This window comes from Methylobacterium sp. TK26 (assembly GCF_055361565.1).
This window is the reverse complement of record NZ_CM143965.1, coordinates 2,023,084-2,048,666: the sequence shown is the minus strand read 5'-3', so window position 1 is coordinate 2,048,666 and position 25,583 is coordinate 2,023,084. Positions and strand designations below refer to the sequence as shown.

The following is a 25,583-nucleotide window of genomic DNA, read 5'->3' as shown; positions in this document are numbered from 1 at the left end:
GTCTGGAGATGGCGTTGATGCGGCCCGGCGGGTCGCCTCGACCCCATAGTTAGCACCCTTGTTAGCACTCTCGTTTGACGAGTGCCAACGTGGTGGCGAAATAGCCATCGCGCGTCATCGAGTCAAGATGGTCGCACCTTCCCGGGCCGCGTCGCGGCCCGTGTCTGCCAGGATCGCCACCCGACATGCTGAAGAAACACGGGGCGGTCTGGATCGACCTGCTCGACCCCTCGGCGGAGGAGGTCGCGTCGGTGGAGAAGGAGACCGGGCTGCGCATTCCCACGCGCGCCGCGCTCTCCGAGGTGGAGACGTCGAGCCGCCTGCGCCGGCTGAAGGGCGGGCTCTCCCTCTCGACGCCGATGATCACCTTCGAGCAGGCGGATTCGCAGCTGAAGCCCCTCGGCTTCCTGCTGACGAAGGATCACCTCGTCACCGTCCGCTTCCACGATCTGCGCGCCTACGGCCACGCGGCGCAACGCCTGTCGGAGGAGGAGGCGGGGGATCCGGCCGAGACCTTCATCGTCCTGCTGGAGGAGCTGGTCGACAGCCTCGCCGACGCCCTGGAGGAGATGGCTGCCGACCTCGATTCGCTGTCGAGCCGCATCTTCGACTTCGATGTGCGCGGCCCCTCCGCCCGACGGATGGAAGAGCCGCCGCCCCGCCGCCGCGACATCGCCCTGCGGCGCATCCTGCGGGCGATCAGCCGCCGGGGGAAAGTGCTCGGCAAGGTGCGGGCAAGCCTGCTTGGGCTGGAGCGCATCCTGCCCTTCGTGTCGAGCGCCTGCGACGGGCTCGAACTCAACGACGACGGGCGGTTCGAGACGATCCGCCGGGACATCGAATCGCTTGACGAATTCGAGACGCGGCTCGCGGAGAACGTTCAGTTCCTGCTCGACGCGGCCCTGGGGCTCATCAACATCGAGCAGAACAACGTCTTCCGGGTGCTCACCGTCGTCTCGGTGGTGGGCGTGCCGCCGACGCTGATCGCGTCGATATACGGCATGAACTTCAAGAACATGCCGGAACTCGACTGGGCCTACGGCTATCCCTACGCCCTGTGTTTGATCTTCCTGAGCGCGGTGATGCCGATCATCTACTTCCGCATCAGAGGCTGGTTCTGAGCGGCACGGTCGTCAATCCCGCGCCAGCTGTGCCCGGCCGATGGCGAAGACGCGGCCGTCGCCGAGGAGGTAGGCCGTGAAGCCCTTGGGGAAGGCGGCGTCGAAGGCCTTGTCCCGCACGTTCAGCCCCCCGGCGAAGGCGCCGAGCGCCGGCATGACGAGGCGCTGACCGTCGGTGACGAAGCAGCGGCGGCGCACGGCGCGGCCACGGCCAGCCACCTTCCCGCAAGGGTGGAGGTGGCCGGCGATCTCGCCGGGGGAGGGGGCCTCACCCGGCTCGTGCCGGAGCACGAGGTTGCCGAGGGTCAGCGCCTCGGCGTAGCGCCCGCCGACGCCCTCCTGCACCGCCGCGTCGTGGTTGCCGGCGATCCAGACCCAGTCGCGCCCCTCCTGCAGGGCGGCGACCATCGCCCGGTCGCCGGGCTCCATGCGCTCGGGGCCGCGCGCATCGTGGAAGGAATCGCCCAGCGCGACGACGCGGGCGGGCTCGTGCCGCACGATGGCTTCGTGCAGGCAGGCGAGGGTCTCGCGGGTGTCGTAGGGCGGCAGGAACTGGCCCGACCGGGCGGCGAAGGCGGAACCCTTCTCCAGGTGGAGGTCGGAGACGATCAGCGTGCGGTGGGCTTCGAGCCAGATCCCGCCGCAGAGATCGAGGGTGAGCACTTCGCCCGCGACAGTGATCGTCGGGTGCTTCTGGGTCTTCTCGAGTCGGAGTCCGGCCGCCACCAGGGCATCCTCTATCGCGTCGGGGAAGGGCGAACCGTCGTGCGGGCCTCGGCTCAAGCCAGGGCTTCCTGAAGAAGCTCCGCCTCGGCCTCGGCCAGAATCTCGTCCGCTCCCTCGCCGTAGACCCGCTCGCGGCCGATCTCCAGCATCACGGAGACGGACAGCGGCGACACCCGGTCGAGGGCGCGATGGATGATTCGCCCCTGGATGCGTTCTAGCATCATGCCGAGCCGCCTCACGTCGAGGAGTCCGGTTGCCGCATCCTGCCGCGCGGCGGCGAGCAGCAGGTGGTCGGGTTCGTGCTTGCGCAGCACGTCGAAGATCAGGTCCGTCGAGATTGTGACCTGCCGGCCGGTCTTCTTCTGGCCGGGGTGGTGGCGCTCGATCAGCCCGGCGATCACGGCGCATTGCCGGAAGGTGCGCTTCATCATGGCCGATTCATCGAGCCACGCTTCGAGGTCGTCGCCGAGCATGTCCTCGCCGAACAGCTCGCCGATGAAGTCGGGATCGAAGCCGGCCCGCTCCGAGATGTCCCGCGTCATCCAGATGGCGATGCCGTAATCGTTGGCCGCGAAGCCGAGCGGCCGGAGCCCCGCCCGTTCGAGGCGCCGGGTCAGCAGCATGCCGAGCGTCTGGTGGGCGAGCCGCCCCTCGAAGGGGAACGCCGTGAGGTAGTGGCGCTTGCCGCGCGGGAAGGTCTCGACCAGCAGGTCGCGCTCCCCCGGCAGGACCGAGCGGCGGCGCTGCTGCACGAGGTAGTCGCCGATGGATTTCGGCAGCCGGTCCCACTCGAACGGGTCGGCGATGATGGCCCGCACCCGCGCCGCGAGGAAGGTCGAGAGGGGGAACTTCGAGCCGGCATAGGAGGGGATCGCCGGGTCGGTCCCCGGCGGGGCACGGGTGACGAGGGCCTCGTCCTCGGCCAGCCCTTCGAAGCGCAGGGTCTCTCCCGCGAACAGGAAGGTGTCGCCGGGCGTCAGGGTCTCGGCGAACTCGTCCTCGACCTCGCCGAGCACGCGGCCGGTCTTCGGCAGCACCGTGCCCGGCTTGCCGCGCAGGCTCCGGCCGAGGCGCACCTTCACCCGCGCCGCCTCGACGATGGTGCCGACATTCATCCGGTAGTTTTGCGCCGTGCGGGCGTCGCGCACCCGCCACAGCCCGTCCGGCCCGCGCAAGATCTTGGCGAAGCGCTCGTAGGCCCGCAGCGCGTAGCCGCCTGTCGCCACGTAGTCGATGACCTGCTCGAACCGCTCCCAGGTCAGGCCGGCATAGGGCGACGCAGAGACGATCTCGTCGTAGAGGGCGCTCGCGTCGAAGGCGTCGGCGCAGGCCATGCCGAGGACGTGCTGGGCCAGCACGTCGAGGGCGCCTTCCCGGGCGTCGGGCGTATCCTGCGCCGCCTCCTCGACGGCATCCAGCGCCGCCTGACATTCCAGCATCTCGAACCGGTTGCCGGGGACGAGATAGGCTTTCGAGGGCTCGTCCATGCGGTGGTTGGCCCGGCCGATCCGCTGCATGATCCGGCTCGCCCCCTTCGGCGCCCCGACATTCACCACGAGATCGACGTCGCCCCAGTCGATGCCGAGATCGAGGGTCGCGGTGCAGACGATGGCCCGCAGGCCCCCCGACGCCATCGCCGCCTCCACCCGCCGCCGCTGGGCGGCATCGAGGGAGCCGTGGTGGATCGCGATGGGCAGCGTGTCCTCGTTGAGCCGCCAGAGTTCCTGGAAGGTGTATTCGGCCTGGAGCCTCGTGTTCACGAAGACGAGGGTCGTCCGGTGCTCCTTGATGAGGTCGTAGATCGCCTCCATCGAGTGCCACGCCGTGTGGCCGGAGATCGGCAGCGGGCGGCCGAGGTCGAGCATTCGCAGGTCGGCGCGGGCACCGCCCGCCACCACCACGAGGTCGGCGAGGGGCGCCGCCTCCGCGCGGCCCTGCGGGACGAGATAGCGCCGCAACTCATCGGGCTCACGCACCGTGGCGGAGAGGCCGATCGAGACGAGGCCGGGGCTCAGCGTGTGCAGCCGCGCCATCGCCAGGGAGAGGAGGTCGCCCCGCTTCGAGGTGACGAGCGCGTGCAGCTCGTCGAGGATCACGCAGCGCAGGCCGGCGAACAGGTCGGCGGCCTCGCGGTGGGCGATCAGCAGCGACAATTGCTCCGGCGTCGTGAGCAGGATGTCGGGCGGGCGGCTGACCTGCCGGGCGCGCTTGTGGGACGGGGTGTCGCCCGTGCGGGTCTCGACGCGGACGGGGAGGTCCATCCCCTCGATGGGCGCATCGAGGTTGCGGGCGATGTCGACGGCGAGCGCCTTCAGCGGCGAGACGTAGAGCGTATGCAGGGCAGGCTTCTTCGCCTTGCCGCCGCCGCGCTCGGAGAGCGAGACGAGGCTCGGCAGGAAGCCGGCCAGCGTCTTGCCCGCGCCGGTCGGCGCCACGAGGAGCGCGGAGCGCCCCACCCGTGCGAGGCGCAGCAGGTCGAGCTGATGGCTGCGGGGCTCCCAGCCCCGCGCGGCGAACCACGACCGGAAGGCTGGAGGGAGATCGTCCGCCCGGCCGCTCAGGCGAGGGCCATGAGGAAACGGTCGATCAGTTCGAGGGCGCGCTCGCTCATCGCGCCGGGGTAGCGCACGAAGATGTGGCATCCGCCCGGATAGATCGCCGTGTGCCCGCCATTGCCCGCCGCCGCCCAGCGCGCGGACATGTAGAGCGTGTCGTCGATCAGGGGATCGCAGGTGCCGACGGTGAACAGGGCCGGCGGCAGGCCCTTCAGCTCGGCGTAGATCGGCGAGACGTCCGGCCGGCGCCGGTCGATGCCGTCGCGGACGTAGCCGTCCGCGAAACGGGTCAGGTCCTCTGTGTTCACCACGAGGCGTTCCGAACCCCAGTTCCGCACCGAGGGGGTGAGGCCGAGATCGAAGAAGCCGGCATTGAGGTTCGCCCCACGGAAGGCGCGGCCGAGCCCGTGCTTGTCGCGCAGGCGCAGCATCACCATCACCGCGAGGTGGGCGCCGACCGATTCGCCGCCGATGGTCAGGGCGGACACGCCGAACTCGGCCCGGCCCTTGCTGACGAGCCAGAGCGCAGCCGCCTCGCAATCGAGGAGGGCGGCCGGGTAGGGGTGTTCGGGGGCGAGCCGGTATTCCACCGAGAGCGTGACGAACCCGCAGGTGTCGGCGACCCGCTCCAGCCACGGATCCTGCTCGTCGGCCGAACCCCAGATCCAGCCGCCGCGATGGATGTGCAGATAGGCGCCGCGCACCTTCGCCCCCGGCTTCGGCCGGATGCAGCGCACGCGCAGCGGGCCGTCCGGCCCGTCGATGGTCAGCCACTCGGCCCGCGCGCTGCGCGGCATGGCCGGGGAGGCCTGGGTGCCGGCCCGGCGGCGGGCGCGCACCTCCGCGATCGGCAGCGTCCAGGGGTCCGGCTGCGCGGCATGGGCCGCGACGATCTCGGCATTCAGCCGTTTCGTCTCGGGATCGATCGTCGCCGGGTCGAACAGGGCGTGGTCGATCATTCTCTCGTCTCTGTCGGCCGGCGGGGCTCGGGCGGCATCTCGGCCATCTTGGCGCGAGTCGCCATGCTTGCCATCTGGGGCGGGGCGGCGAAATCCGCCACTGTCGCGGATGTCACCGGCTTTCGCGCCGGTGTGGTGCGACGGCCACGGTTATGCCCGGTTCCGGGACGAAGTTAGGGCGCTCGAGCGAGACGAACGATGCTTCTCAACCACGATCGACACCAGACCGGCGTGCCGCCCCACTCCGCCTTCCCGACGGGGCGACCCTCCACCCTGCGCCGGTTCCTCGGCGGATCGCCCGCCGGCGTGTTCCTACGCCTGCTGTTCCTGTCGATCCTCGTCGGCGCCTTCATGTCGATGCTCGGCGTCACGCCGGGGCTGCTGTTCTGGCGCGCGGTCGATTCGATCCAGGATCTCGTCCATCTCGCCACGACCCAATTGCACGACCTGACCGGCTGGGTCGTGGCCGGCGCCCTCGTCGTGGTGCCGCTTTGGCTCGTCGCGCGGCTGTTCGCCGTTTCGCGCTAGGAACCACAGGGCGTCGTGTGCGCTGGCGCACGGACGCGCTGACCATCGCGGCGGGACCGCTTCATTGACGTCCCTACAACGGGCCCCGCCGTGACCGCCTCCGCCGCCATCCCCGTCAACCATGCCCGCGTGCTGCGGCTCGCGCTGCCGATGACGCTCGCCAACGTGACGACGCCGCTGCTCGGCTTCGTCGGCGCGGCGGTGATCGGCCGGCTGGGGGATGCGGCCCTGCTCGGCGCCATCTCGCTGGGCGCCGTCATCTTCGATGCGATCTTCTGGTCCTTCGGCTCGCTGCGCATGGCGACGGCGGGGCTCACCGCGCAGGCGGTCGGCGCGGGTGACGAGTCGGAGGTGGACCGCAGCCTCGCCCGGGCCCTGGCGGCCGGTGCGCTCGCCGGCCTCGCCATCGCGCTGCTGCAATGGCCCCTCGGGCAGGCGGCCTTCGCGGTGAGCGGCGCGAGCCCGGCGGTGGTCGCGGCCCTGTCGAGCTACTTCCACATCCGCATCCTCTCGGCGCCCTTCGTCCTGGCGAATTACGCCCTGCTCGGCTCGGTGCTCGGCCGGGGGCGGACCGATCTCGGCCTCGTGCTGCAGGTCGCGATCAACCTCATCAACATCGCGCTCACCCTTGCCCTGGTGCTCGTGGCCGATCTCGGCATCGCGGGGGCGGGTTTGGCGGCGCTCGGCGCGGAGGCCGCCGGGCTGGTGCTCGGGCTGTTCGTGGTCTCGCGCCTCGGCTCGCGCCCGTTCCGGGTGCCGCTGGCGGAGATCCGCGACGCGGCCGCGCTGAAGCGGACGCTGGCCGTGAACGTCGACGTCATCCTGCGGACGCTCGCGATCATCGCGGCCATCGTCACCTTCTCGGCGCTCGGGGCGCGGCAGGGCGACGTGATCCTCGCGGCCAACGCCGTCCTGTGGAATCTCGTGCTGATCGGGGGCTTCTTCCTCGACGGCTTCGCCACCGCCGCCGAGACCCTATGCGGGCAATCGGTCGGCGCCCGCGACGCGGCCTCCTTCCGCACCGCCGCCTCGCTCAGCCTGCGGTGGTGCCTCGGCTTCGGCCTCGCGGTGAGCCTGCTGGCGCTGACCGGCGGGGGCGCCTTCATCGACTTCGTGACGACGAACGGCCCCGTCCGCGAGGCGGCGCGGAGCTACCTGCCCCTTGCCGGACTCGCGCCCGTCGCGGCGGCTTCGGCCTTCGCCTACGACGGCATCTTCATCGGCGCGACATGGACCCGGGCGATGCGCAACCTCATGCTCATCGCCCTGGGCGTCTTCACCGGCACCGTCGCGCTGGTGGAGGCCCTGGGCCTCGGGAACACCGGGCTCTGGATCGCCCTCATCGTGTTCCTCGCCGCGCGGGGCCTCGGCCAGCGGATCGCCTATCCCGGTCTCCTGCGGCGCACCTTCGCCTGAGTGCAGCTCAGCGCGGATCCTTCCATGGGGTGGCCGTCGCCACCGTCGCGGGGCGGGGGATCGTCGCCTCGGCCCGGCGCTGCGGCGCGCGGCGCGCGGAGACGACGCGACGGCTGCGGCGGACATGGCGGCGGCCGCCGCGCTCCGACGAGTTGCCGATGACGCCGCCGATCACCGCCCCCGCCACGGCGCCGATGGGGCCGCCGACGAGCGCCCCCGCCACGGCGCCCGAGCCGACGCCGATCGTCGTACGGCTCTGTGCCGAGGCCGCCTGCGGCATCGCGAGGAGGCCGGCGAGGGCGAGCATCAGAAATGTCCGTCTCATCAATAAGTCCAAGATTGCAGTGAGTTCGGCGGGTTTAGAGTGAACGACCGTGACGAAAGCACGGCCGTCGTCTGTTCTTGGGCGGGTGTCAAACTGTCCGTGCCCTCAATCGCCGATGCAAAACACCGATGTCCTGCGCGCCGCCGTCGTTTAGTGTGCGGCGCAACGCGACCTCACCGGAACGGGCCACCGGCCGGGCGACGGGTCGACCGATGAACAGCCGCGGCCGGAGGGCCGTGTGGGAAGGATGGTGCCGATGGCCACGCTGACCGATCTCCGCCTGCGCCGCAGCGTGCTCTACATGCCGGGCTCGAACCAGCGGGCGCTGGAGAAGGCCAAGTCGCTCCCCTGCGATTCCATCATCCTCGACCTTGAGGATGCAGTCGGCCCCGACGAGAAGGAGACGGCGCGCGAGCAGGTCTGCGCGGCGGTGAAGAACGGCGGCTACGGCGAGCGCGAGCTGATCATCCGCGTCAACGCGCCGCAGACCCCCTGGGGCGAGGCGGACCTGCACGCGGCCATCGAAGCCAAGCCCGATGCGATCCTGATGCCGAAGGTGTCGTCCCCCGCCGTGCTGGAGAACATCGCCGACCGGCTCGAATCCCTCGATGCGCCGGAGGACATCCGCATCTGGGCGATGATCGAGACGCCGGCCTCGATCCTGAACATCCACGACATCGCCAAGGCCCGGCGCGACCACCGCAACCGGCTCGCCTGCTTCGTGCTGGGCACCAACGACCTCTCGAAGGACACCTGGGCCAAGATCGTGCCCGGCCGCGCGCCGTTCTTGCCGTGGATGATGACCGTCCTGGCCGCGGCCCGTTCGGAGGGCCTGACCATCCTCGACGGGGTGTTCAACGACATCTCGGACGTGGAGGGCTGCCGCGACGAGTGCCGTCAGGCCCGCGACCTCGGCTTCGACGGCAAGACGCTGATCCACCCGAGCCAATTGGAGCCCGCCAACACCTCCTTCGCCCCCACGGAGGAAGAGGTGCGCCGGGCCAAGATGGTGATCGAGGCCTTCGAGAAGCCGGAATACGCCAAGCGCGGCGTCATCAAGCTCGAAGGCCGGCTCTACGAGCGCCAGCACCTCGCCATGAACCGCCGCGCCGTGAACTGGGCGGAGGCGATCCAAGCCAAGGGGTTCTAGGTGAAGGGGTTTTAAGCGTCCGCCAGAGCCCGCGCGTCGCGGCCGACGAAGGCCGCGACCGACGTGCCGCCCTCGGCGCGGACCCGCTCGGCGAGGCCGCGCTTGATGCGCCCGACCAGCCCCGGCCCCTCGTAGACCAGGGCCGAGTAGAGCTGCACGAGGCTCGCCCCGGCGCGGATCTTCGTCCAGGCGGCCTCGGCCGAATCGACGCCGCCGACCCCGACGAGGGGGATCGCGTGGCCGACCCGTTGCCACGCCTGCGCCAGCATCCGCGTCGCCGGGACGAAGAGCGGCCGACCGGAGAGACCGCCGGTCTCACGGGCGAGCGCGCCCTCGCGCAGGCTCGCGGGCCGGTCCACGGTGGTGTTCGAGACGACGAGGGCCTGAACGCCCCGCCGCAGGGCGGTGGCGCAGACGGCATCGAGGGCATCGAGCGCCATGTCCGGGGCAATCTTGAGCAGGATCGCCGCCCCGGCGCCGGCCGCGTCGCGGGCCGCGACGACGCGGGCCAGCAACTCGTCGAGGAAGGCTTCCCCCTGCAAATCGCGCAGGCCCGGCGTGTTCGGCGAGGACACGTTCACGGTGACGAAGGCGACATGCGGCACCAGCGCCGCCGTGCAGGCGGCGTAGTCGGCGAGGCGGTCGGTCGAGTCCTTGTTCGCCCCGATGTTGACCCCGACGAGGCCCGGTCGCCCGGCCCGCGTCTTCAGCCGCGCGGCCACCACGTCCAGCCCCTCGCTGTTCAGGCCGAAGCGGTTGATCACCGCCCGGTCGGCGGGCAGCCGGAAGACGCGGGGCTTTGGATTGCCCGGCTGCGGCCGGGGCACGACGCCGCCGACCTCCACGAAGCCGAAGCCGAGCCCGAGCAGGGCGTCCGGCACCCGCGCGCCCTTGTCGAAGCCGGCGGCGAGGCCGACCGGGTTCGGGAAGCGCCGGCCGAGGACATCGACCGCGAGGCAGGGATCGTCGGGCGCGGGCGAGGCGGCCGGCAGAGCCGCGAGGGCGCGGATCGTCAGGTCGTGGGCGCGCTCGGCGTCGAGCCGGTGCAGTAGGGGCCGCACCAGGGGGAAGGCCGCGTCGATCATTGCGGGAAGATACCCTCCGGGAAGCGGTGGCGCCCATCCGGGCCGAGGGGCATCTCCTCGACCGACACCACCGCCGCGAGCGGCAGGTCGCCGTAGAGATGCGGGAACAGGTCGCCGCCGCGCGAGGCTTCGTAGCACAGGGCGTCGCCCAGCCGGTCGCCCTCGACGGCGACGAGGAGCAGGTCGTCCTGCCCGTCGAAGTGGCGGGCGGCGGTCTCGGCCACCTGTGGGGCGGTAGAGAAATGGATGAACCCGTCCGCGACATCCACCGGCGCGCCGGTGAAGCGGCCCTGGCGCTCGGCGTCCCGCCACAGGGCGCGCGGACAGATCTTGTAGATGAGCGGCATGGTCAGGTCCCTCGTGGGCGTCGGATAGAGCGAGCCCCGTTCGGCGGCAACAGCCGAAAGCACGGAATCCAGTCTTTCTAGACCGTCACTTGAGTCTCGATTGCAATTGGCGCGGTATAGTTCTAGTTTCCTAGAATTAGGCTGCGCGTCTCAACCAGGCCGGCTATCGGATTGTGTCCGGCGCGGAACAAGCGGGCCGAGGTCTCCGGACCGTTCAGACCAGACTCGGCGGGTCGCATGCTGTCGCACGAACAGATTTGGAACGCCATCGACCGGCTCGCCGAGCGCCATGGCTATTCCGCCTCCGGCCTCGCCCGCAAGGCTGGGCTCGATGCCACGAGCTTCAACCGCTCGAAGCGGGTCGGCGCGGATGGGCGCAAACGCTGGCCCTCCACCGAATCGATCTCGAAGGTCCTGGCCGCCACGGGGGCGAGCCTGGATGAATTCCTGCGGCTCATCGAGGCCCGCGCCGTGCCGGCCCGGACCATGGTGCCGCTGATCGGCCTCACGCAGGCCGGCTCCGGCCGGGTCTTCACCGACGAAGGCATGCCGACCGGCGGGCCGGGCTGGGAGGAGATCGAGTTCCCCGACCTCGGCGAGGAGCGCGCCTTCGCCCTGGAGGTGCAGGGCGATTCCATGAACCCCCTGTTCCGCGACGGCGACGTGCTCATCGTCTCCCCCACCGCGAGCGTGCGTAAGGGCGACCGGGTGGTCGTGCGGCTGCATGGCGGCGAGGTTCTGGCGAAGGAGCTGCGGCGGCGCACCGCGCGAACCGTCGAACTCGCCTCTCTGAACCCGGAGCATGCCGACCGGGTGCTCAACATCGGCGAGATCGCCTGGATGGCCCGCGTCATGTGGGTCCGCCAGTAAGGGCCGCCCGCTCTTGGCCGGGCCGGCGGCAGCGGCTATCGCTCCGGCAAGCGAGGACGTTTTGGCGAAGGCGGGGATGGTGCAGCGCGACACGGATCCCGGCGAGGCCGCACGCACGGTGCTGGCGGCCCTGCCGACCCCGAGTCTCACCCTCGATGCGGACGGCACGATCCTGTGGACCAACCCGGCCTTCGATGCGCTCACCGGGCACGGGCCGTCAGCCCTCGCGGGTCAGGGGCTGGAGGCGCTCGCCTGCCCCGGCAACGCCGCCGCCGACGCCGCCCTCGACGCGACGCAGGAATTCCTGGCGCGCCGGGCGGACGGCGCGACCTTCTGGGCGAGCCTGACGCTGGCCCCCTTCGCGGAAGGCGGACAGAAGATCGGCCAGATCCTCGACGTGACGGCCCGGCACGAGGCCGAGGCGGCCCTCGCCCTCTCCCGCCAGCGAGAGGCTCTGGGGCTCCTGACGAACAGCGTTGCCCACGAGTTCAACAACTTTCTGCAGATCCTGATCGGCTACATCGACGGATTGAAGCGCCGCCTCGGCGACCGGCAGGAACCGTTCATCCAGCGGGCGATCTCCCGCTCGGCCGACGCCACCGAGCGGGCCGCGATCCTCACCCGGCAATTGCTGGCCTATTCTCGGCGCATCGCGCCCGATGTCCGCCCCGTGGACCTTGACGCGCTCATGGCCGATCTGGGCGGGCGGCTGGCGAGCGACCTGCCGCCGGGGATCCGCCTCGCCATCGAGCAGACGCCCGGCCTGCCGCGGGCGATCACCAACCCGACGCAGATCGAGTTCGCCCTGCGGCACCTCGTGGCCAATGCCTGCGAGGCCATGCCGGACGGCGGCACGCTGACGCTTTCGACCTTCCGCATCGAACCCGGCGACCGCTCGCTGCAATATCCCGGCGCCGGAGCGGTGGGGATCGTGGTGGGCGATACAGGGCAGGGCATGTCGCCGGAAATGCTGGCGCGGGCGCTCGCCCCGTTCCAGACCAGCCGGGAGGCGGGGAGGGGCGCGGGCCTCGCCATCGTCCACGGATTGATGAAGCGCCAGAACGGCACCATCTCCCTCGACAGCGAACCCGGCGGGGGCACGCGCGTGCGCCTCGTCCTGCCGGCGGCCCCGGAACGGACCCTGCACTGACGCGGTGAACTGCGCAGCTCGCAAGGCGACGGACTAAAATCCCCGCCCAACCGTTCCCATATGATCATCGGCGGCTTCGTCGCCGGTTCGTCTTCAGAGGCGTTTCATGTCGACCATCCAATCGCGCAGCCGGCGCAAGGCGGCCCTCCTGGCGCTCGCCGCGGCGCTGACCGTCGCGGCCCCGATCGCCGAGGCTCGGCCCGGCGGCGGCGGATCCATGGGTTCGCGCGGCTCGCGCACCTACACCGCGCCCTCGGCCACGCCGACCGCCCCCGGCGGCGGCATGACCATGCAGCGCAGCCAGACCTCGCCCTCGCCGGGCATGACCAATCCCGGCATGGCGAACCCCGGCATGCAGCCCTCCGGGCGGCGGTTCGGCGGCGGCTTCTTCGCGGGCCTGCTCGGTGCCGGCCTGCTGGGTGCGCTGCTCGGCGGCGGCTTCTTCGGTGGCCTCGGCGGCCTCGCCTCCATGATCGGCCTGCTGTTCCAGGTCGGCCTGCTCGTCCTCGTCGTGATGCTGGCGATGCGGTTCTTCCGCCGCCGCAACAGCGAGCCGGCCGCAGCCAGCTACGCCCGCACCGGCCCGAACCCCGGGAACGGGGGTCCGATGGGCGGCCCGGCCGGCGGCCCGACGGGTGGTATGGCAGGCGGCCCGATGGGCGGCACGCCGCGCCAGCCGCAGATGCGTCAGGTGCAGATCGGCCCGAACGACTTCCAGGCGTTCGAGCGGCTGCTCGGCGACATCCAGGACGCGTATTCCCGTGAAGACCGCGTGACCCTCTCGAACCTCTCCACCCCCGAGATGGTCAGCTACTTCGATGAGGAGTTGAAGGGCAACGCCTCGCGCGGCGTCGTGAACCGCATCTCGGACGTGAAGCTCCTGCAGGGCGACCTCGCGGAGAGCTGGGGCGAGGACCGCACCGACTACGCCACCGTCGCCATGCGCTACGCCCTGAAGGACGTGACGATGGAGCGGGGCAGCGGCCGGATCGTCGCCAACGGCGACCCGGAGGCGACCGAGCTCTGGACGTTCCAGCGGCAGCCCGGCCGGGGCTGGGTCCTCTCGGCGATCCAGCAGACCAACCGCTAAAGTCTCGACAGGCCGGCGCCCCTCAGGCGCCGGTCTTTTTTCTGTCCGCGTCCCAGGCATTGGCCAGGGCGACGAAGCCCTCCACCGGGATCTCCTCCGCCCGCGCCGTCTCCACGATGCCCACCGCGTCGAGCACGGGCGACGGATCGGGAATGAGCGCCTTGAGGCTCTGACGCAGCATCTTCCGCCGCTGGCCGAAGGCCGCCCGCGTCACCGCTTCCAGCGCACCCGCCCGGCAGGGCAGGGGCGCGGCGCGGGGCACCAGCCGCACCACGCTCGACGTCACCTTGGGCGGCGGCACGAAGGCCGAGGGCGCCACGTCGAACAGGATCGACGCGTCCGTCCGCCAGCCGCACAGCACCCCGAGCCGCCCGTAATCCGCCCGCTCCTCCGGCGTGGCGACGATGCGCTCGGCCACCTCCCGCTGGAACATCAGCACCGCGCTGTCCCACCATGCGGGCCACGCCTCGCCGGAGAGCCAGCCGGTGAGGAGAGCCGTGCCGACATTGTAGGGAAGGTTCGCGACGATCCGCGCCTTGCCCTCCCCGATGAGGGGCCGGGGATCGAAGGCGAGGGCGTCGGCATCGATCACCTCGAGCCGGCCGGGATAATGCGCGGCGATCTCGGCGAGCGCCGGCAGGGCACGCGGGTCGCGCTCGATCGCCACGACACGCGCCGCCCCCTCGGCCAGCAGGGCGCGGGTGAGCCCGCCGGGACCGGGGCCGACCTCCACCACCGTCACCCCTTCGAGGGGCCCGGCCGCACGGGCGATGCGCCCGGTGAGGTTGAGGTCGTAGAGGAAGTTCTGGCCCAGCGCCTTCTTCGGTTCGAGGCCGTGGCGCGCCACCACCTCCCGCAGGGGCGGCAGCCCGTCGGATGCGCTCACAACTCGTCCTCGGGATCGAAATGGTTGGCGCCCGGCGAACGCTGCCGCCCGGCATAGACGCTCAAGGGATTGTCCGCGTCCCGCGCAAACCGGGGGACGGTGCCGGCCAGCCGCTTGGCGAGGCGGATCGCGGCGATCAGGCTGTCCGGCCGCGCGATGCCCTTCCCGGCGATGTCGAAGGCGGTGCCGTGATCGGGCGAGGTCCGCACGAAGGGCAGGCCGAGGGTGACGTTCACCCCGTCATCGAAGGCGATGGTCTTGATCGGGATCAGCGCCTGATCGTGGGTCGGGGCGAGGGCGACATCGTAGGTCGCCCGGGCGCGGGCATGGAACAGCGTGTCGGCGGGCAGCGGCCCCCGGATGTCGATGCCCTCGGCGCGGAGCCGCGCCACGGCGGGCGCCAGCACGTCCCGGTCCTCGTGGCCCATCGTGCCGGCCTCCCCGGCATGGGGGTTCAGCCCCGCGAGGACGAGGCGCGGCTCCGGCAGGCCGAAGCGCTCGCGCAGGTCGCGGGCGACGATGCGCGCGGTCTCCTCCACGAGGTCCTGGGTGAGCAGGTCGGGCACGTCGCGCAAGGGGACGTGGATCGTCACCGGCACGACGGCCAGCGTCTCGCTCCAGATCATCATCACCGGCCGGGGCGGCGCGACGCCCGGCGGCACCGCGAGCGCCGCCAGGAACTCCGTGTGGCCGGGATGGGCGAAGCCCGCGCGGGTGAGGACGTGCTTGGCGATGGGGTTCGTGACAACCGCCGAGGCGCGCCCGGCCTTCACCAGCCCCACGGCGGCGCTGATCGATTCGATCACCGCGCCCGCATAGCCGGAATCGGGCAGGCCGGGGGTCGCCTCCACCGTGGCGCCGCTCGGCAGCGGGACGACGGGCAGGGCGCGGGGGAACACCTCTGTCGCGGTCTCGGGATCGACCTCCGCCACGGGGACGGGGCGGCCGAGGCGCAGGGCGAGGCGTTCGAGGAAGGCGGGATCGCCGAGCACGAAGAACGGCGGCAGCGGGTTCGGGCCGCCGCGTTCGAGCCACGCGGCGAGCGCCAGTTCCGGACCGATCCCGGCGGGATCGCCGAGGGTGAGGGCGAGGGAGGCCATGGCGCTCTATACAGCGCCCCGCACCGCCCGCGCCATCACCGCGCCGAGGCGATACCGTCCGCCGTGGTCGCGACGCCGACGTTCTGGCGCAGATCCGCCTCACCCAGCGTCTTCAGCTCGACGCGGAGCAGCACCGTCTGGTTGCGCTCGCGGACGCCGGTCGCCGTGGCGATGGGCGAGTTGATGTAGTTGAGCGTGACGGTGGTGCACTCGTCCTGATAGCCGCCGCCGAAGCTCGCCCCGGCGAAATAGAACCGGCCGGGATTCTCGTAGAGCGGCGCCGACCCGATCGGGTTGGCGAGGTAGCCCGCCAGCGCGTCGGTGTAGGTGTTGCGCACGTCGAGGTAGTGGGTCAGGTCGAGCAGCATCGAGCCCGAGACGAACCAGTTCGGCGTGATGTTGTAGGTGGCCGAGGCCGTCACGCCCTCGCGGTAGTGGCTGTAGCCGAGGAGCGGCTGCGCCTCGTAATACGAGTAGAACAGCGAGGTCGTGAGCGGCACGAACGGGGCGAAGCGGGCGGTGACGCCCGTCTCGAACCGCGAGACGTGGAAGTCCGACTGGTTGAACCGCGCCCGCGTGATGAACGTGATGTTCTGGTTCGGCGACAGCTGGAAGCGCCCGACATAATCGGACAGCGTCTTGTCGAGGCCGGATTCGAGGCCGGTGTTGGCGAGATCGCCCCGGCGGAACGAGTTCACGCCGGCGAGCTGGATCGACTCGCCGAACATCACGTTCGCGTACCAGCCCGAGGGCGTGACGACGGAATACTGGCCGCCGAGATTGGTGCGGACGCCGCCCTCGACGCGGTCGTAGCCCGAGAACTTGTCCCACTCGAACAGCGACGTGTCGTCGAAGACGAGGCTCTGCGCGTCCTCGTTCGGCAGGCGGCCGATCTTGGTTTCGGACGGACGCAGCAGAAGCTGGCCGATGGGCTCCAGGGTGTGGACGCCGAGCCCGCCGAAATTCGCCACGAACGGGTAGCGGTAATCGAGGCCGACCGTCGGCATCACACGGCCGGAAAGGCCGTCATCGATCCGCGCCACCGAGGGGGCGAGGTCGTTCTGGTAGCCCGACAGGTTCGGGTTCACGAAGAACGCATCCGCCCGCAGCGAGGCGAAGGGCGTGAACTTCTGCCCGTAATCGTCGATGAAGCTGCGCCGCCACGTCAGCTGCGCCGAGGCGCGGGTGTTCTGCCCGGCGAGCCCCTGGATCAGGCAGGCGCCGCGCACGAACACCGCGCAGGTCTGGTACAGCGGGAAGCTGATGCCGTTGATGCTCGGCGAGAACTGGTAGGTCGTGGTGCGCGGCAGGCCCTGGTACTGGGTCACGTCGCGGTCGAGGCTGGTGATGTTGGCCTGGAAGCGCAGCTCGCCGCCGATCTCGGACGGGCCGTTGATGCGCTTGTCGTAGTCGATGACCGGCGCGACGATGGGCTGCTGCTTCTGCCAGTCGAAGCTCGACAGGCCCTTGAAGTAGTAGCCGCGCGCATCGAACCAGGAGCGGTCGCCCTGGCCGGTCAGGTAGGCCGTGGACACCGCCTCGCGGAAGAAGTCCGTGGTGATGGACTGGTTGCGGATGCGGTAATTGTCGAGGAACCACTTGTCGGTGACGCCGACGACATCCCAACCCGTACGCCAGCGGTCGTTGATGTAGAACCGGCCCTGGCTCTCGATGGAGCCCCGGAAGTCGCGCTCGCCCGCGCCGAGGGGGCTCGGCAGGAAGGCCGAGGGCGTCGTCTGCGAGATGCCCGACAGGCGCAGGGAGTAGAAGCCGTTGTCCAGGCGATGGCGGAACTCGGCCTGCCCGAGCACGCCCTGGCGGCTCAGCAGGGTCGGCGTCAGCGTCAGGTCGTAGTTCGGCGCGAAGTTGATGAAGTACGGCAGGGACACGCCCCTGCCGAGCGCCGTGGTCGAGATGAAGCGCGGCGTCAACAAGCCGGTCTTGCGGCGCTCGCTCGGGTCCGGCGCCTCGAAATAGGGCAGGTAGACCACCGGGATGCCCGCGATCTCGAGGGTGGATTCCTCGAAATAGATCGTGTGCGTCTCGTTGTTGTGGATGATCTTCTGCGCCTTGATCTGCCACAGCGGCGGCTTTTCCGGCGCGTCCTTGCACGGCTCGCAGGCGGTGTAGCTGCCGTAGTCGAAGGAGGTCTGCTCCCCGTTCACGCGCTCGCCGCGCGGCGCCGAGAAGCGCACCCGCACGGTCTCGTTCTTCCGCTCGACGGATTGCTGCACCCGGAGCGAGTCCACGAAGCCGGTCTTGAAATCGTCGGTGAGCTCCATGCGCTCGCCGGTCACGACACCGCCATCGGCCTCGGTGAGGCGGACGTTGCCCTCGGCGAAGACGCGGCCGGTGCCCCGGTCGTAGCGCACCCGGTCGGCCTGGAGGGTCCGCGGGCCGTAATGCAGCTCCGCGTTGCCGCGGGCCGTCACCGTGTTGCGGTCGTTGTCGTAGACGAGCTCGTTCGCCTCGACGAGCAGCTTCTCGCCCGGCTTGCCTTTGGGCGCGGGAATGGTTTGGGCGTGCCCGCTCGACACGGGCAGCACCGCGACCGTCAGAGCCGCCGCGAGACCGGCGCTCCGCAGGATGTCGGCGACTTTACGCAACGCCAGTCCCAACTCCTGTGACGACTTCCGCCACGACACTCACACTCGTCTCCCGACCCGCGGGGCCGCAGGCATCAGCCGTCCTCTTGGTACAGAAGCGCGAGCGTACCGAGAAGACTCCCTACCACCGCCGGGAACCAGGCAGCCACAGGTGTTGCAACCAAACCCGAGGCGCCGAGCCCTTCCATGATCTGGCGCACCACGTACAGGGTGAACCCCGCCGCGACGCCCCCGAGGACGAGTTTTCCAACGCCACCAAAGCGGAAGAACCGTAACGAAACGGTTGCGGCGACGAGAACCATCGCCACGAACAGAATCGGCCTCGCCCACAGGACATCGTACTGCAGCCGGTACCGGGTCGCATCCAGCCCCGCCCGTTCGGTCTGTGCGATGGTGGCGGGCAGTTGCCAGAAGGGCACAGATTCCGGGCTGGTGAAGCGCTGCCGCACCCGCTCCGGCTGGAGGTTCGAGGCGATGAGGTAGGTGCCAAAGCTCTCCGGCGGCTCGTCCGGCCGCATGATGCGGGCGTCGGTCAGCTCCCAGAACCCGTCGTGCAGAATCGCACGCGCCGCGACGATCTGCGAGGTGAACTCGCCGCGATCGTCGAAGGTGAACACCCCGACCCCCGCCAGCGTGGTGGTGCCTTCGATCGCCGTCTCGGCGCGGATGATGGCCTCGCCGTCGAGGCTCTTCTGGCGCAGCCATAGGTCCTTGCCCGAGGCCGCCTTGGTGGATTTGGCGAAGATCTTGGCCTCGATCTCGGTGGAGCGCTGCTTCAGCATCGCCGAGACGGGGTTGTAGATGCCCACCGCCACCGCCCCGAGGGCGAGGGCGACGAACAGGCCCGGTTGCAGGAACTGCCACGCGGAGATGCCGGCGGCGCGGGCCACCACCAACTCCAGCTTGCGCGACAGCTGCAGCATCGCCGCCATGGAGCCGAACAGCACGGCGAAGGGCAGCACGCCCTCGGCGACGGTGGGCGTCCGGTAGAGGGACAATTGCGCCATCAGCCCCGGCGAGGCCCCCTGCGACTCGCCGGCCCGGCGCAGGAGCTCCACGAAGTCGAGGGTGTAGACCAGGGCGAAGACGGTGATGAACACGCCGAGCACCGTGCGGGCGAACCGCGCGGCGAAGTAGCGTCCGAGGGTGGGGCCGATCAGCATCGCGGAACGCTACTGGGCGGGGGCGAGGCGGGGAGGGCGCAGCCGCCCCCGCACGAACCGGGCGAGGCCGGCGTTGAAGGCCCGCACCCGTGGCCCCTGGAAGATCACGAGGCTCGACAGGAGGATCGCGAGGAGCGGCACGCCGTAGATCGCCGCCACCGCGCCGGCACTGCGCGCGGCCGCGCTGACGGCGGCGAACCCGCCGATACGCAGGGCGACCACGGCGACGATGGCCCCGGCGATGGCCAGCCCGCGCCCCTGGCGGGTGGTGCGCGGATCGCCGAGCGCGGCGAAGGCGATGAAGACCAGGGCCAGCGGATAGAGCGCCGCCGAGAGCCGGTCGTGCAATTCGGCCCGGAAGCGGCCCTTCTGCAATTGGTAATAGGCTTCGCTCCGGTCGGGGAACAGAAGCTGCGCCGTCGAGCGCTCGCGCGGCTTGTAGATCGTGTCCGAGTCCGGCGGCGCGAAGGCGGCGAGGTCGATCGTGTAGCGGTCGAACTTCAGGATCGAGGAATCGCGGCTGTCCTTCTGCTGCTGCAGCACGGTGCCGTGTTCGAGGATCAGATAGCTCTGCCCGTCGATGTCGACGGCGTTGCCCTTGTCCGCGAGGTAGACCTTGGTCTTGCCCGCCTCGCGCTTGTCCTGAATGAACAGCCCTTCGAGCACGCCCCCCGGCCCGCGCTGGCGGAAATGGAAGGTGATGCCGTTGTCGAGCTGGGTGAACTGGCCTTCCTTCACCACGTTGGCGATGAAGTCCCCGCGCACCCGGGTGATGACGTCGCGCAGTTCCTGGAAGCTCGCGGGCATCACCACGATCACCACCACGCCGACGAGGAAGCTGACGCTGAGCGCCAGCGTCACGAAGGGCCGCAGCAGGGCGCGCGGCGGCATCCCGGCGGCCGACATCACGATCAGCTCGGAATCGCCGTTCAGCTTGTTCAGGGCGTAGATCGTCCCGATGAACAGAGCCACGGGCGCGATCACCACGATCAGCGTCGGCAGCGACAGCGCGGTCACGAACAGGAAGACGAGCAGCGTCTGCCCCTTGGCCGTCACGAGATCGAGCTCGCGCAAGGCCTGAGTGACCCAGATCGTTCCGGTCAGTCCCAGCAGGCAGGCCAGCGTGCCGCCTGCCGCGATCCGGAAGATGTAGCGTTCGACCTGCCTCATCGTCTGAGAGGCCTACTCCCTGGTTCGCTCCCCTGCCAGCGGCATGACGGGATAAGTGGGGCGATTCCAGGGCTCTCGCGCCGCGTTGCGTTCTGCGTCTCAACGGCTACACAGGTGGGATTGCGCATCGCGGCCGGCGTTCCACGGCCGAGGCGGCGGGATGGCTCCAAGCATGACGGACAAGATCGACATCGCCTTCGGGCCCCTCGGCCAGGGTGGCCAGGGCGACCTCGTGGTGTTCGTAGGCGACGACCTCGCTTTGGCGGGCCCGGCGCGGGACGCCCTCGGCGCGTCCGGCGCGGACCTCGTGGCGAAGGCCGCGGCCTCCGAAAAGTTCAAGGGCCGCTCCCTCTCGGCGCTCATGCTGCCGGCCCCGGCGGGCGTCTCCGCCGACCGGCTCGTGGTGGTCGGCCTCGGCAGCGAGGTAGATCGCGACAAGCTCGATTGGCCGGCACTCGGCGGGTTCACCGCAGCGAAGGTGTCCGGCCGCACGGCACGGATCGTCCTCGACCTACCGGGCGTCGCGACCGGCCCCGAGCAGGCCGCCGCCTTCGCCCTCGGGGCGCAGCTGCGCAACTACACCTTCGACCGCTACAAGACGAAGAAGAAGCCGGACGCCGAGGACAAGGCCGGCACGAGCCTGACCATTCTGGTCGCCGACCAAGCCGCCGCCGCCCGCGAGGCCGAGACGGCGCGCGGCCTCGCCGACAGCGTCATCCTCGCCCGCGACCTCGTGAACGAGCCGCCGAACGTCCTCTTCCCCGAGGAATTCGCCAACCGCGCCAGCGCGTTGAGCAAGCTCGGCGTCGAGATCGAAGTCCTCGACCTCGCCCGCCTGCGTGAGATCGGCATGGGCGCCCTTCTTGCCGTGGCCCAGGGCTCGGTGCGCGAGCCGCGGGTGGTCATCATGCGCTGGAACGGCGGCGCCTCCGGCGAGGCGCCCGTCGCCTTCATCGGCAAGGGGGTCGTGTTCGATTCGGGCGGCGTCTCGATCAAGCCGGGCGCCGGCATGGAGGACATGAAGGGCGACATGGGCGGCGCCGCCGCCGTGGTCGGCGCGATGCATGCGCTTGCCTCGCGCAAGGCCCGCTGCAACGTGATCGGCGCCATCGGCCTCGTGGAGAACATGCCCGACGGCGGCGCCTACCGCCCGTCCGACATCCTCACCTCCCTGTCCGGCCAGACCATCGAGGTGATCAACACCGACGCCGAAGGCCGCTTGGTGCTCGCCGACGTGATCACGCACATCGTCCGCACGGCCAAGCCGAAGGCGATGATCGATCTCGCGACGCTGACGGGTGCCATCATCGTGGCGCTGGGCCAGGACATCGCCGGGATGTTCTCGAACGACGACACGCTCGCGCGGAACATCCACGCGGCGGGCGAGGCGACGGGCGAGGCCGTGTGGCGGATGCCGCTCATCCCCGCCTACGACAAGGCGATCGACTCGAAGTTCGCGGACATGAAGAACACCGGCGGGCGCCACGGCGGCGCGGCGACGGCGGCTTCCTTCATCAAGCGCTACGTCGAGGACACGCCCTGGGCGCATCTCGATATCGCGGGCGTGGCCATGTCCTCGACCTCGAACGAGATCAACAAGAGCTGGGGCGCCGGCTGGGGCGTGCGCCTGCTCGACCGGCTGATCCGCGACCATTACGAGACGCGCTGACCGGCTGGGAGCCGCTGCCGTGGCTGGCGATGCCTTCCTCGACGTGGTCGGATCGGGCTTCGCGCCCGTCCGGTCGCCTGCCCCACGCCACGCGGCACCGCGCGGGACTTGGGCGGGGCAGGGCCTCGTGGCCGCCTTGCCGGTGGCGGCGGCGCTCCTCGCGCTGGCCCTGGTCGCCGCGAGCGGCCTGAGCCGCCGCTCCGGCCTACCGGAAGCGCTGGAACCCTACGCCTACGGATACTTCCTCGACCGCTATCCGCTCTTCGCCTTCGCCCTGGTCTATGGCGCGGCGAGGATCGTCGCCGCCGCCGCAGGGCCGGGACCCGCCGGGTCGGTGCGGCGGGTCGTCTTCGCCCTCCTGGGGCTCGTCGCGCTGGGCTTTGCGGGGCTCTACCCGACCTTCGGCGGCCTGACCCTGCGCGGCGGCTACGCCACCGGCAGCATGGCCTTCCTGACCGGGCAGCCCCTGTGGCTCGCCTACGCCATCGGTGCCGCCGTCGCGGCTGCGATGGTCGGCGGGATCGTCGGCGTGGCGGTCGTCGCCGCGAACCGCCCCCTCCGCCCGCGCTGGCACCGGATCGGCTGGGGCGCCCTGTCCTTCATGACCCTGTGGTTCGGTGCGGGGGTCATCGGCCTCGCAAAGACGTTCGGCTTCGGCCCCTGGCCGGCACGGGCCATGACGGGGAGCGAAGCCGGGCTCGCGGCCGTGCTGCTGCTCGTGGCGATGGCCCCGCACAGCCTGCTCGTCGCGTTACGCCGCCGTCGCGCTGTCGCCTGAGGCCAGCTTGCGCGCGTCTTCCGCTTCGCCCACAGTTCCGGGCGAGGGGGCGGGATTGACGGCCGCGAGAGCCGCACCTGCGGGAGAAACGCCATGAATGCCAGCGTGACCATGAACCGCGACGCGGTCGGCGCGCCGGGCGGATCGGCCACGCGGCCGTGGCTCGCCGCCTATCCGCCGGGCATGCCGGCCGAGATCGACGTCGCAAGCCTGAAGACCCTGCCGGATCTGTTCGCGCACAGCATCGCCGCCTTCCCCGACAGGCCGGCGGCGACGTGCTTCGGATCGCACCTGACCTATGCCGAACTCGGCCGGCAGGCGCGGGCGCTCGCGGCCTACCTGCAGGCCGATGGCGTCGCCAAGGGCGACCGGGTGGCGATCATGCTGCCGAACGTGCCGACCTACGTGGTCGCCATCGTCGCGGTACATCTCGCCGGAGCGGTCGTCGTCAACATCAACCCGCTCTACACGAGCCGCGAGATGGCGGCGCAGGTGTCCGATTCCGGAGCCCGCGTCCTGATCGTTCTGGAGAACTTCGCCCATACCGTCGCGGGGGGCCTCGACGAGATCGACCTGCGCCGGGTGATCGTCGCCGGCCCCGGCGACGGACTCGGGGTGAAGGGGCAGGCGATCAACCTCGCCAGCCGCCACCTGCGGAAAGCCGTGCCGGCCTTCACGCTGCCCGCCGGGATGGCCGTGCGCTACGCCGCCGCCCTGAAGACCCGGGCCAGCCTGCGCCCGGTGCCCGTCAGCCCGGACGACCTCGCCTTTCTGCAATATACCGGCGGCACGACCGGCGTCGCCAAGGGGGCGATGCTCACGCACCGCAACGTCTCGGCCAATGTCGAGCAATGCGTGACGTGGTTCCAATCGACGGATACGAGCCGTCTTCGGGTCACGGTCACGGCCCTGCCGCTCTACCATATCTTCGCGCTGACGGCCTGTTTCCTGTTCGCGGTGCGAACGGGCGGCAGCTGCCTGCTGATCCCGAACCCCCGCGACTGCGACGGCTTCGTGAAGACGCTCTCGCGCACGCGCTTCACCGGGCTCGCCGGGGTGAACACCCTGTTCAACATGCTGGTGAACCACCCGAAGGTCGGCACGGTGGATTTCTCCCATCTCGATTTCGTCATCGGCGGCGGCACTGCCGTGCAGAGCGCCGTTGCCGCGCAGTGGAAGGCGCTGACGGGCAAGGCGATCGTGGAGGGCTACGGCCTGTCGGAGACCTCCCCCGTCCTCTGCGCCAACCCCTACGCGCTCCAGGATTTCAGCGGCACCATCGGCTATCCGCTGCCCTCGACGGACGTCTCGATCCGCGACGGCGACGGCGAGCCTTTGCCCCCCGGCGAGCGCGGCGAACTCTGCGCCCAGGGTCCGCAGGTGATGCGCGGCTACTGGAACCGCCCGGACGAGACCGACCGGGTGATGACCCGTGACGGCTACTTCCGCACGGGCGACGTCGCGGTGATGGATGAAGGCGGCCAAGTCCGCATCGTGGACCGGCTCAAGGACATGATCCTCGTCTCGGGCTTCAACGTCTATCCGAACGAGGTCGAGGACGTGATGGCTTCGCATCCGGCCGTGCTCGAATGCGCCGTCGTCGGCACGCCCTCGGCCGAGACCGGCGAGATGGTGGTGGCCCACGTCGTCCTGAAGGACCAGAGCGTGACGAAGGATGCCCTGCGCGCCTACGCCCGCACGCAGCTCACCGGCTACAAGGTACCCCGCACGGTGGTGCTCCACGACGCTTTGCCGAAGACCAATGTCGGCAAGGTGCTGCGGCGGGTCCTGCGCGACGAGACGCCGCCGGGACCGGACGCGACGTAACCTCGCGGGCCTCCTCGCCGAATGGTGAGGTGGGCCGGCTTGTCCGGCCCGCGTTCCGGCCCGATCTCCCCTTTCGAGATCGCGGCACGAGGCAGGGAGAAAACCATGTTGATCAGGCGCCATCGCGGATGGGAGATCCCCGAATCCCAAGCCACGCCTGAGACGATATTCCTCAACCGGCGCAGCCTGATCGGCGGCGCGGCGGGTCTGGCGGCGGGCTCGCTCATCGGCGGGCGGGCCTTCGCGGCGGGCGACGCCGGTGCCTACCCGGCCCCGCGCAACGACGCCTACACCCTCGACCGCGCCGTGACGCCGGAGCGGTTCAGCGGCGACTACAACAACTTCTACGAATTCGGCATGTCGAAGACGGTCCTGCCGGCCGCCAACGCGCTGAAGACCTCGCCCTGGACGGTGAAGATCGACGGGCTTGTGGAGAAGCCGTTCGAGATCGGCGTCGATGACCTCATCAAGAAGATCGGGCTGGAGGAGCGGCTCTATCGCCACCGCTGCGTCGAGGCATGGTCGATGGCCGTGCCGTGGACGGGCTTTCCGCTTTCGAAGCTCGTGGCCTTGGCCAAGCCGACCTCCGGCGCGAAATACGTGCGCTTCGAGACCTTCATGGACAAGGCAATGGCACCGGGCCAGCGGGTCTTCTACTACCCCTGGCCCTATATCGAGGGCCTGACGATGGCCGAGGCCGGCAACGACCTCCCCTTCGTCGTCACCGGCATCTACGGCAAGCCCCTGCCGAACCAGTTCGGCGCGCCGATCCGCATCGCGGTGCCGTGGAAGTACGGCTTCAAGTCCGCGAAATCGATCGTGAAGGTGTCCTTCACGGCCGAGCGGCCCAAGACCTTCTGGGAGGGGTTGCAGGCCTCCGAATACGGCTTCTGGGCCAACGTGAACCCGGCCGTGCCGCATCCCCGGTGGAGCCAGGCGAGCGAGCGGGTGCTCGGCACCGACCAGCGCGTCCCCACGCTGATCTACAACGGCTACGGCGAGCAGGTGGCGGGGCTCTACAAGGGGATGGAGGGCGAGCGGTTGTTCGTTTAGCCGCTCGCC

The 25,583-nt window shown here is 70.4% G+C and carries 22 protein-coding genes; 11 read left to right on the top strand and 11 right to left on the bottom strand.

The genetic code is table 11. The features are described from left to right. The first annotated feature begins 185 nt into the window (after window positions 1-185). On the top strand, window positions 186-1,121 hold the full coding sequence (locus ACXJ1Y_RS09855; RefSeq protein WP_463849839.1) for a magnesium transporter CorA family protein: 936 nt from the start codon (window positions 186-188) through the stop codon (window positions 1,119-1,121). A gap of 12 nt (window positions 1,122-1,133) precedes the next feature. Here the strand turns inward: ACXJ1Y_RS09855 and pdeM are convergent, their stop codons facing one another. From pdeM to ACXJ1Y_RS09840, 3 genes are read right to left on the bottom strand one after another with little or no spacing between them, the layout of a single operon-like run. Beyond that, on the bottom strand, window positions 1,134-1,847 hold the full coding sequence (gene pdeM / locus ACXJ1Y_RS09850) for a ligase-associated DNA damage response endonuclease PdeM (protein WP_463849838.1): 714 nt from the start codon (window positions 1,845-1,847) through the stop codon (window positions 1,134-1,136). Window positions 1,848-1,900: 53 nt separating this feature from the next. After that, window positions 1,901-4,489 (bottom strand): ligase-associated DNA damage response DEXH box helicase, encoded by a 2,589-nt coding sequence (locus ACXJ1Y_RS09845; protein ID WP_463849837.1) that lies wholly within the window; start codon window positions 4,487-4,489, stop codon window positions 1,901-1,903. Next, window positions 4,405-5,361, bottom strand: a complete 957-nt coding sequence (locus tag ACXJ1Y_RS09840) for an alpha/beta hydrolase (RefSeq protein ID WP_463849836.1) — start codon at window positions 5,359-5,361, stop codon at window positions 4,405-4,407. Before ACXJ1Y_RS09840 ends, ACXJ1Y_RS09845 begins: the two co-directional genes overlap by 85 nt. 198 nt (window positions 5,362-5,559) lie before the next feature. On the opposite strand from ACXJ1Y_RS09840, the gene ACXJ1Y_RS09835 reads away from it, so the two are divergent. Then, on the top strand, window positions 5,560-5,889 hold the full coding sequence (locus ACXJ1Y_RS09835) for a DUF6460 domain-containing protein (protein WP_463849835.1): 330 nt from the start codon (window positions 5,560-5,562) through the stop codon (window positions 5,887-5,889). Window positions 5,890-6,039: 150 nt separating this feature from the next. Continuing rightward, complete coding sequence (locus ACXJ1Y_RS09830; protein WP_463850081.1) at window positions 6,040-7,305, top strand: MATE family efflux transporter; 1,266 nt, start codon at window positions 6,040-6,042, stop codon at window positions 7,303-7,305. 7 nt (window positions 7,306-7,312) lie between these two features. Here ACXJ1Y_RS09830 and ACXJ1Y_RS09825 read toward each other — a convergent pair whose 3' ends face one another. Next, window positions 7,313-7,630, bottom strand: a complete 318-nt coding sequence (locus ACXJ1Y_RS09825; protein WP_463849834.1) for a YMGG-like glycine zipper-containing protein — start codon at window positions 7,628-7,630, stop codon at window positions 7,313-7,315. A gap of 256 nt (window positions 7,631-7,886) precedes the next feature. On the opposite strand from ACXJ1Y_RS09825, the gene ACXJ1Y_RS09820 reads away from it, so the two are divergent. Next, complete coding sequence (locus ACXJ1Y_RS09820; RefSeq protein WP_463849833.1) at window positions 7,887-8,780, top strand: HpcH/HpaI aldolase/citrate lyase family protein; 894 nt, start codon at window positions 7,887-7,889, stop codon at window positions 8,778-8,780. Between the two features lie 11 nt (window positions 8,781-8,791). Here the strand turns inward: ACXJ1Y_RS09820 and ACXJ1Y_RS09815 are convergent, their stop codons facing one another. Together ACXJ1Y_RS09815 and ACXJ1Y_RS09810 are read right to left on the bottom strand one after the other, a co-directional pair. After that, entirely contained in the window at window positions 8,792-9,865 is a 1,074-nt protein-coding gene (locus ACXJ1Y_RS09815) for a quinone-dependent dihydroorotate dehydrogenase (protein WP_463849832.1), read from the bottom strand. Continuing rightward, window positions 9,862-10,212: a DUF952 domain-containing protein gene (locus ACXJ1Y_RS09810; RefSeq protein ID WP_463849831.1), complete on the bottom strand. Its 351-nt coding sequence runs from the start codon at window positions 10,210-10,212 to the stop codon at window positions 9,862-9,864. The genes ACXJ1Y_RS09815 and ACXJ1Y_RS09810 overlap by 4 nt, the downstream gene beginning before the upstream one ends. Window positions 10,213-10,449: 237 nt before the next feature. On the opposite strand from ACXJ1Y_RS09810, the gene ACXJ1Y_RS09805 reads away from it, so the two are divergent. The 3 genes from ACXJ1Y_RS09805 (at window position 10,450) to ACXJ1Y_RS09795 (ending at window position 13,322) form a co-directional block, all read left to right on the top strand. Next, window positions 10,450-11,082, top strand: a complete 633-nt coding sequence (locus ACXJ1Y_RS09805; protein WP_463849830.1) for a S24 family peptidase — start codon at window positions 10,450-10,452, stop codon at window positions 11,080-11,082. A gap of 76 nt (window positions 11,083-11,158) precedes the next feature. Continuing rightward, window positions 11,159-12,232 (top strand): two-component system sensor histidine kinase NtrB, encoded by a 1,074-nt coding sequence (locus ACXJ1Y_RS09800; protein ID WP_463849829.1) that lies wholly within the window; start codon window positions 11,159-11,161, stop codon window positions 12,230-12,232. Window positions 12,233-12,338: 106 nt separating this feature from the next. Further along, the gene (locus ACXJ1Y_RS09795; protein WP_463849828.1) at window positions 12,339-13,322 is read left to right on the top strand and encodes a TIM44-like domain-containing protein; all 984 of its coding nucleotides are present in this window, start codon (window positions 12,339-12,341) and stop codon (window positions 13,320-13,322) included. Window positions 13,323-13,344: 22 nt separating this feature from the next. Here the strand turns inward: ACXJ1Y_RS09795 and rsmA are convergent, their stop codons facing one another. The 5 genes from rsmA to lptF all read right to left on the bottom strand — a co-directional run bounded on the left by rsmA (window position 13,345) and on the right by lptF (window position 20,247). After that, on the bottom strand, window positions 13,345-14,208 hold the full coding sequence (rsmA, locus tag ACXJ1Y_RS09790) for a 16S rRNA (adenine(1518)-N(6)/adenine(1519)-N(6))-dimethyltransferase RsmA (protein ID WP_463849827.1): 864 nt from the start codon (window positions 14,206-14,208) through the stop codon (window positions 13,345-13,347). Next, on the bottom strand, window positions 14,205-15,308 hold the full coding sequence (gene pdxA / locus ACXJ1Y_RS09785; protein ID WP_463849826.1) for a 4-hydroxythreonine-4-phosphate dehydrogenase PdxA: 1,104 nt from the start codon (window positions 15,306-15,308) through the stop codon (window positions 14,205-14,207). Before pdxA ends, rsmA begins: the two co-directional genes overlap by 4 nt. 35 nt (window positions 15,309-15,343) lie before the next feature. Then, window positions 15,344-17,914 carry an LPS-assembly protein LptD gene (locus ACXJ1Y_RS09780; protein ID WP_463849825.1) on the bottom strand — a complete coding sequence of 857 codons (2,571 nt, stop codon included), beginning with the start codon at window positions 17,912-17,914 and terminating at the stop codon, window positions 15,344-15,346. A 74-nt stretch (window positions 17,915-17,988) separates the two neighbouring features. Continuing rightward, window positions 17,989-19,077 (bottom strand): LPS export ABC transporter permease LptG, encoded by a 1,089-nt coding sequence (gene lptG, locus ACXJ1Y_RS09775; RefSeq protein WP_463849824.1) that lies wholly within the window; start codon window positions 19,075-19,077, stop codon window positions 17,989-17,991. A gap of 9 nt (window positions 19,078-19,086) precedes the next feature. Further along, the gene (lptF, locus tag ACXJ1Y_RS09770; RefSeq protein WP_463849823.1) at window positions 19,087-20,247 is read right to left on the bottom strand and encodes an LPS export ABC transporter permease LptF; all 1,161 of its coding nucleotides are present in this window, start codon (window positions 20,245-20,247) and stop codon (window positions 19,087-19,089) included. A gap of 172 nt (window positions 20,248-20,419) precedes the next feature. On the opposite strand from lptF, the gene ACXJ1Y_RS09765 reads away from it, so the two are divergent. The 4 genes from ACXJ1Y_RS09765 to msrP all read left to right on the top strand — a co-directional run bounded on the left by ACXJ1Y_RS09765 (window position 20,420) and on the right by msrP (window position 25,574). Next, window positions 20,420-21,916: a leucyl aminopeptidase gene (locus ACXJ1Y_RS09765; protein WP_463849822.1), complete on the top strand. Its 1,497-nt coding sequence runs from the start codon at window positions 20,420-20,422 to the stop codon at window positions 21,914-21,916. A 19-nt stretch (window positions 21,917-21,935) separates the two neighbouring features. Then, the gene (locus ACXJ1Y_RS09760) at window positions 21,936-22,694 is read left to right on the top strand and encodes a hypothetical protein (protein ID WP_463849821.1); all 759 of its coding nucleotides are present in this window, start codon (window positions 21,936-21,938) and stop codon (window positions 22,692-22,694) included. 93 nt (window positions 22,695-22,787) lie between these two features. After that, entirely contained in the window at window positions 22,788-24,521 is a 1,734-nt protein-coding gene (locus ACXJ1Y_RS09755; RefSeq protein ID WP_463849820.1) for an AMP-binding protein, read from the top strand. 105 nt (window positions 24,522-24,626) lie between these two features. Continuing rightward, window positions 24,627-25,574: a protein-methionine-sulfoxide reductase catalytic subunit MsrP gene (msrP, locus tag ACXJ1Y_RS09750; protein WP_463849819.1), complete on the top strand. Its 948-nt coding sequence runs from the start codon at window positions 24,627-24,629 to the stop codon at window positions 25,572-25,574. Window positions 25,575-25,583 lie beyond the last annotated feature (9 nt).

What these genes read in the sequence shown, in the direction of transcription:
- ACXJ1Y_RS09855 (WP_463849839.1), top strand. Translation starts at nt 186, where the DNA reads ATGCTGAAGAAACACGGGGCGGTCTGGATCGACCTGCTCGACCCCTCG.
- ACXJ1Y_RS09845 (WP_463849837.1), bottom strand. Translation starts at nt 4,489, where the DNA reads ATGCCACATCTTCGTGCGCTACCCCGGCGCGATGAGCGAGCGCGCCCT.
- ACXJ1Y_RS09840 (WP_463849836.1), bottom strand. Translation starts at nt 5,361, where the DNA reads ATGATCGACCACGCCCTGTTCGACCCGGCGACGATCGATCCCGAGACG.
- ACXJ1Y_RS09835 (WP_463849835.1), top strand. Translation starts at nt 5,560, where the DNA reads ATGCTTCTCAACCACGATCGACACCAGACCGGCGTGCCGCCCCACTCC.
- ACXJ1Y_RS09830 (WP_463850081.1), top strand. Translation starts at nt 6,040, where the DNA reads ATGACGCTCGCCAACGTGACGACGCCGCTGCTCGGCTTCGTCGGCGCG.
- ACXJ1Y_RS09825 (WP_463849834.1), bottom strand. Translation starts at nt 7,630, where the DNA reads ATGAGACGGACATTTCTGATGCTCGCCCTCGCCGGCCTCCTCGCGATG.
- ACXJ1Y_RS09820 (WP_463849833.1), top strand. Translation starts at nt 7,887, where the DNA reads ATGGCCACGCTGACCGATCTCCGCCTGCGCCGCAGCGTGCTCTACATG.
- ACXJ1Y_RS09815 (WP_463849832.1), bottom strand. Translation starts at nt 9,865, where the DNA reads ATGATCGACGCGGCCTTCCCCCTGGTGCGGCCCCTACTGCACCGGCTC.
- ACXJ1Y_RS09810 (WP_463849831.1), bottom strand. Translation starts at nt 10,212, where the DNA reads ATGCCGCTCATCTACAAGATCTGTCCGCGCGCCCTGTGGCGGGACGCC.
- ACXJ1Y_RS09805 (WP_463849830.1), top strand. Translation starts at nt 10,450, where the DNA reads ATGCTGTCGCACGAACAGATTTGGAACGCCATCGACCGGCTCGCCGAG.
- ACXJ1Y_RS09800 (WP_463849829.1), top strand. Translation starts at nt 11,159, where the DNA reads ATGGTGCAGCGCGACACGGATCCCGGCGAGGCCGCACGCACGGTGCTG.
- ACXJ1Y_RS09795 (WP_463849828.1), top strand. Translation starts at nt 12,339, where the DNA reads ATGTCGACCATCCAATCGCGCAGCCGGCGCAAGGCGGCCCTCCTGGCG.
- pdxA (WP_463849826.1), bottom strand. Translation starts at nt 15,308, where the DNA reads ATGGCCTCCCTCGCCCTCACCCTCGGCGATCCCGCCGGGATCGGTCCG.
- lptG (WP_463849824.1), bottom strand. Translation starts at nt 19,077, where the DNA reads ATGCTGATCGGCCCCACCCTCGGACGCTACTTCGCCGCGCGGTTCGCC.
- lptF (WP_463849823.1), bottom strand. Translation starts at nt 20,247, where the DNA reads ATGAGGCAGGTCGAACGCTACATCTTCCGGATCGCGGCAGGCGGCACG.
- ACXJ1Y_RS09765 (WP_463849822.1), top strand. Translation starts at nt 20,420, where the DNA reads ATGACGGACAAGATCGACATCGCCTTCGGGCCCCTCGGCCAGGGTGGC.
- ACXJ1Y_RS09755 (WP_463849820.1), top strand. Translation starts at nt 22,788, where the DNA reads ATGAATGCCAGCGTGACCATGAACCGCGACGCGGTCGGCGCGCCGGGC.
- msrP (WP_463849819.1), top strand. Translation starts at nt 24,627, where the DNA reads ATGTTGATCAGGCGCCATCGCGGATGGGAGATCCCCGAATCCCAAGCC.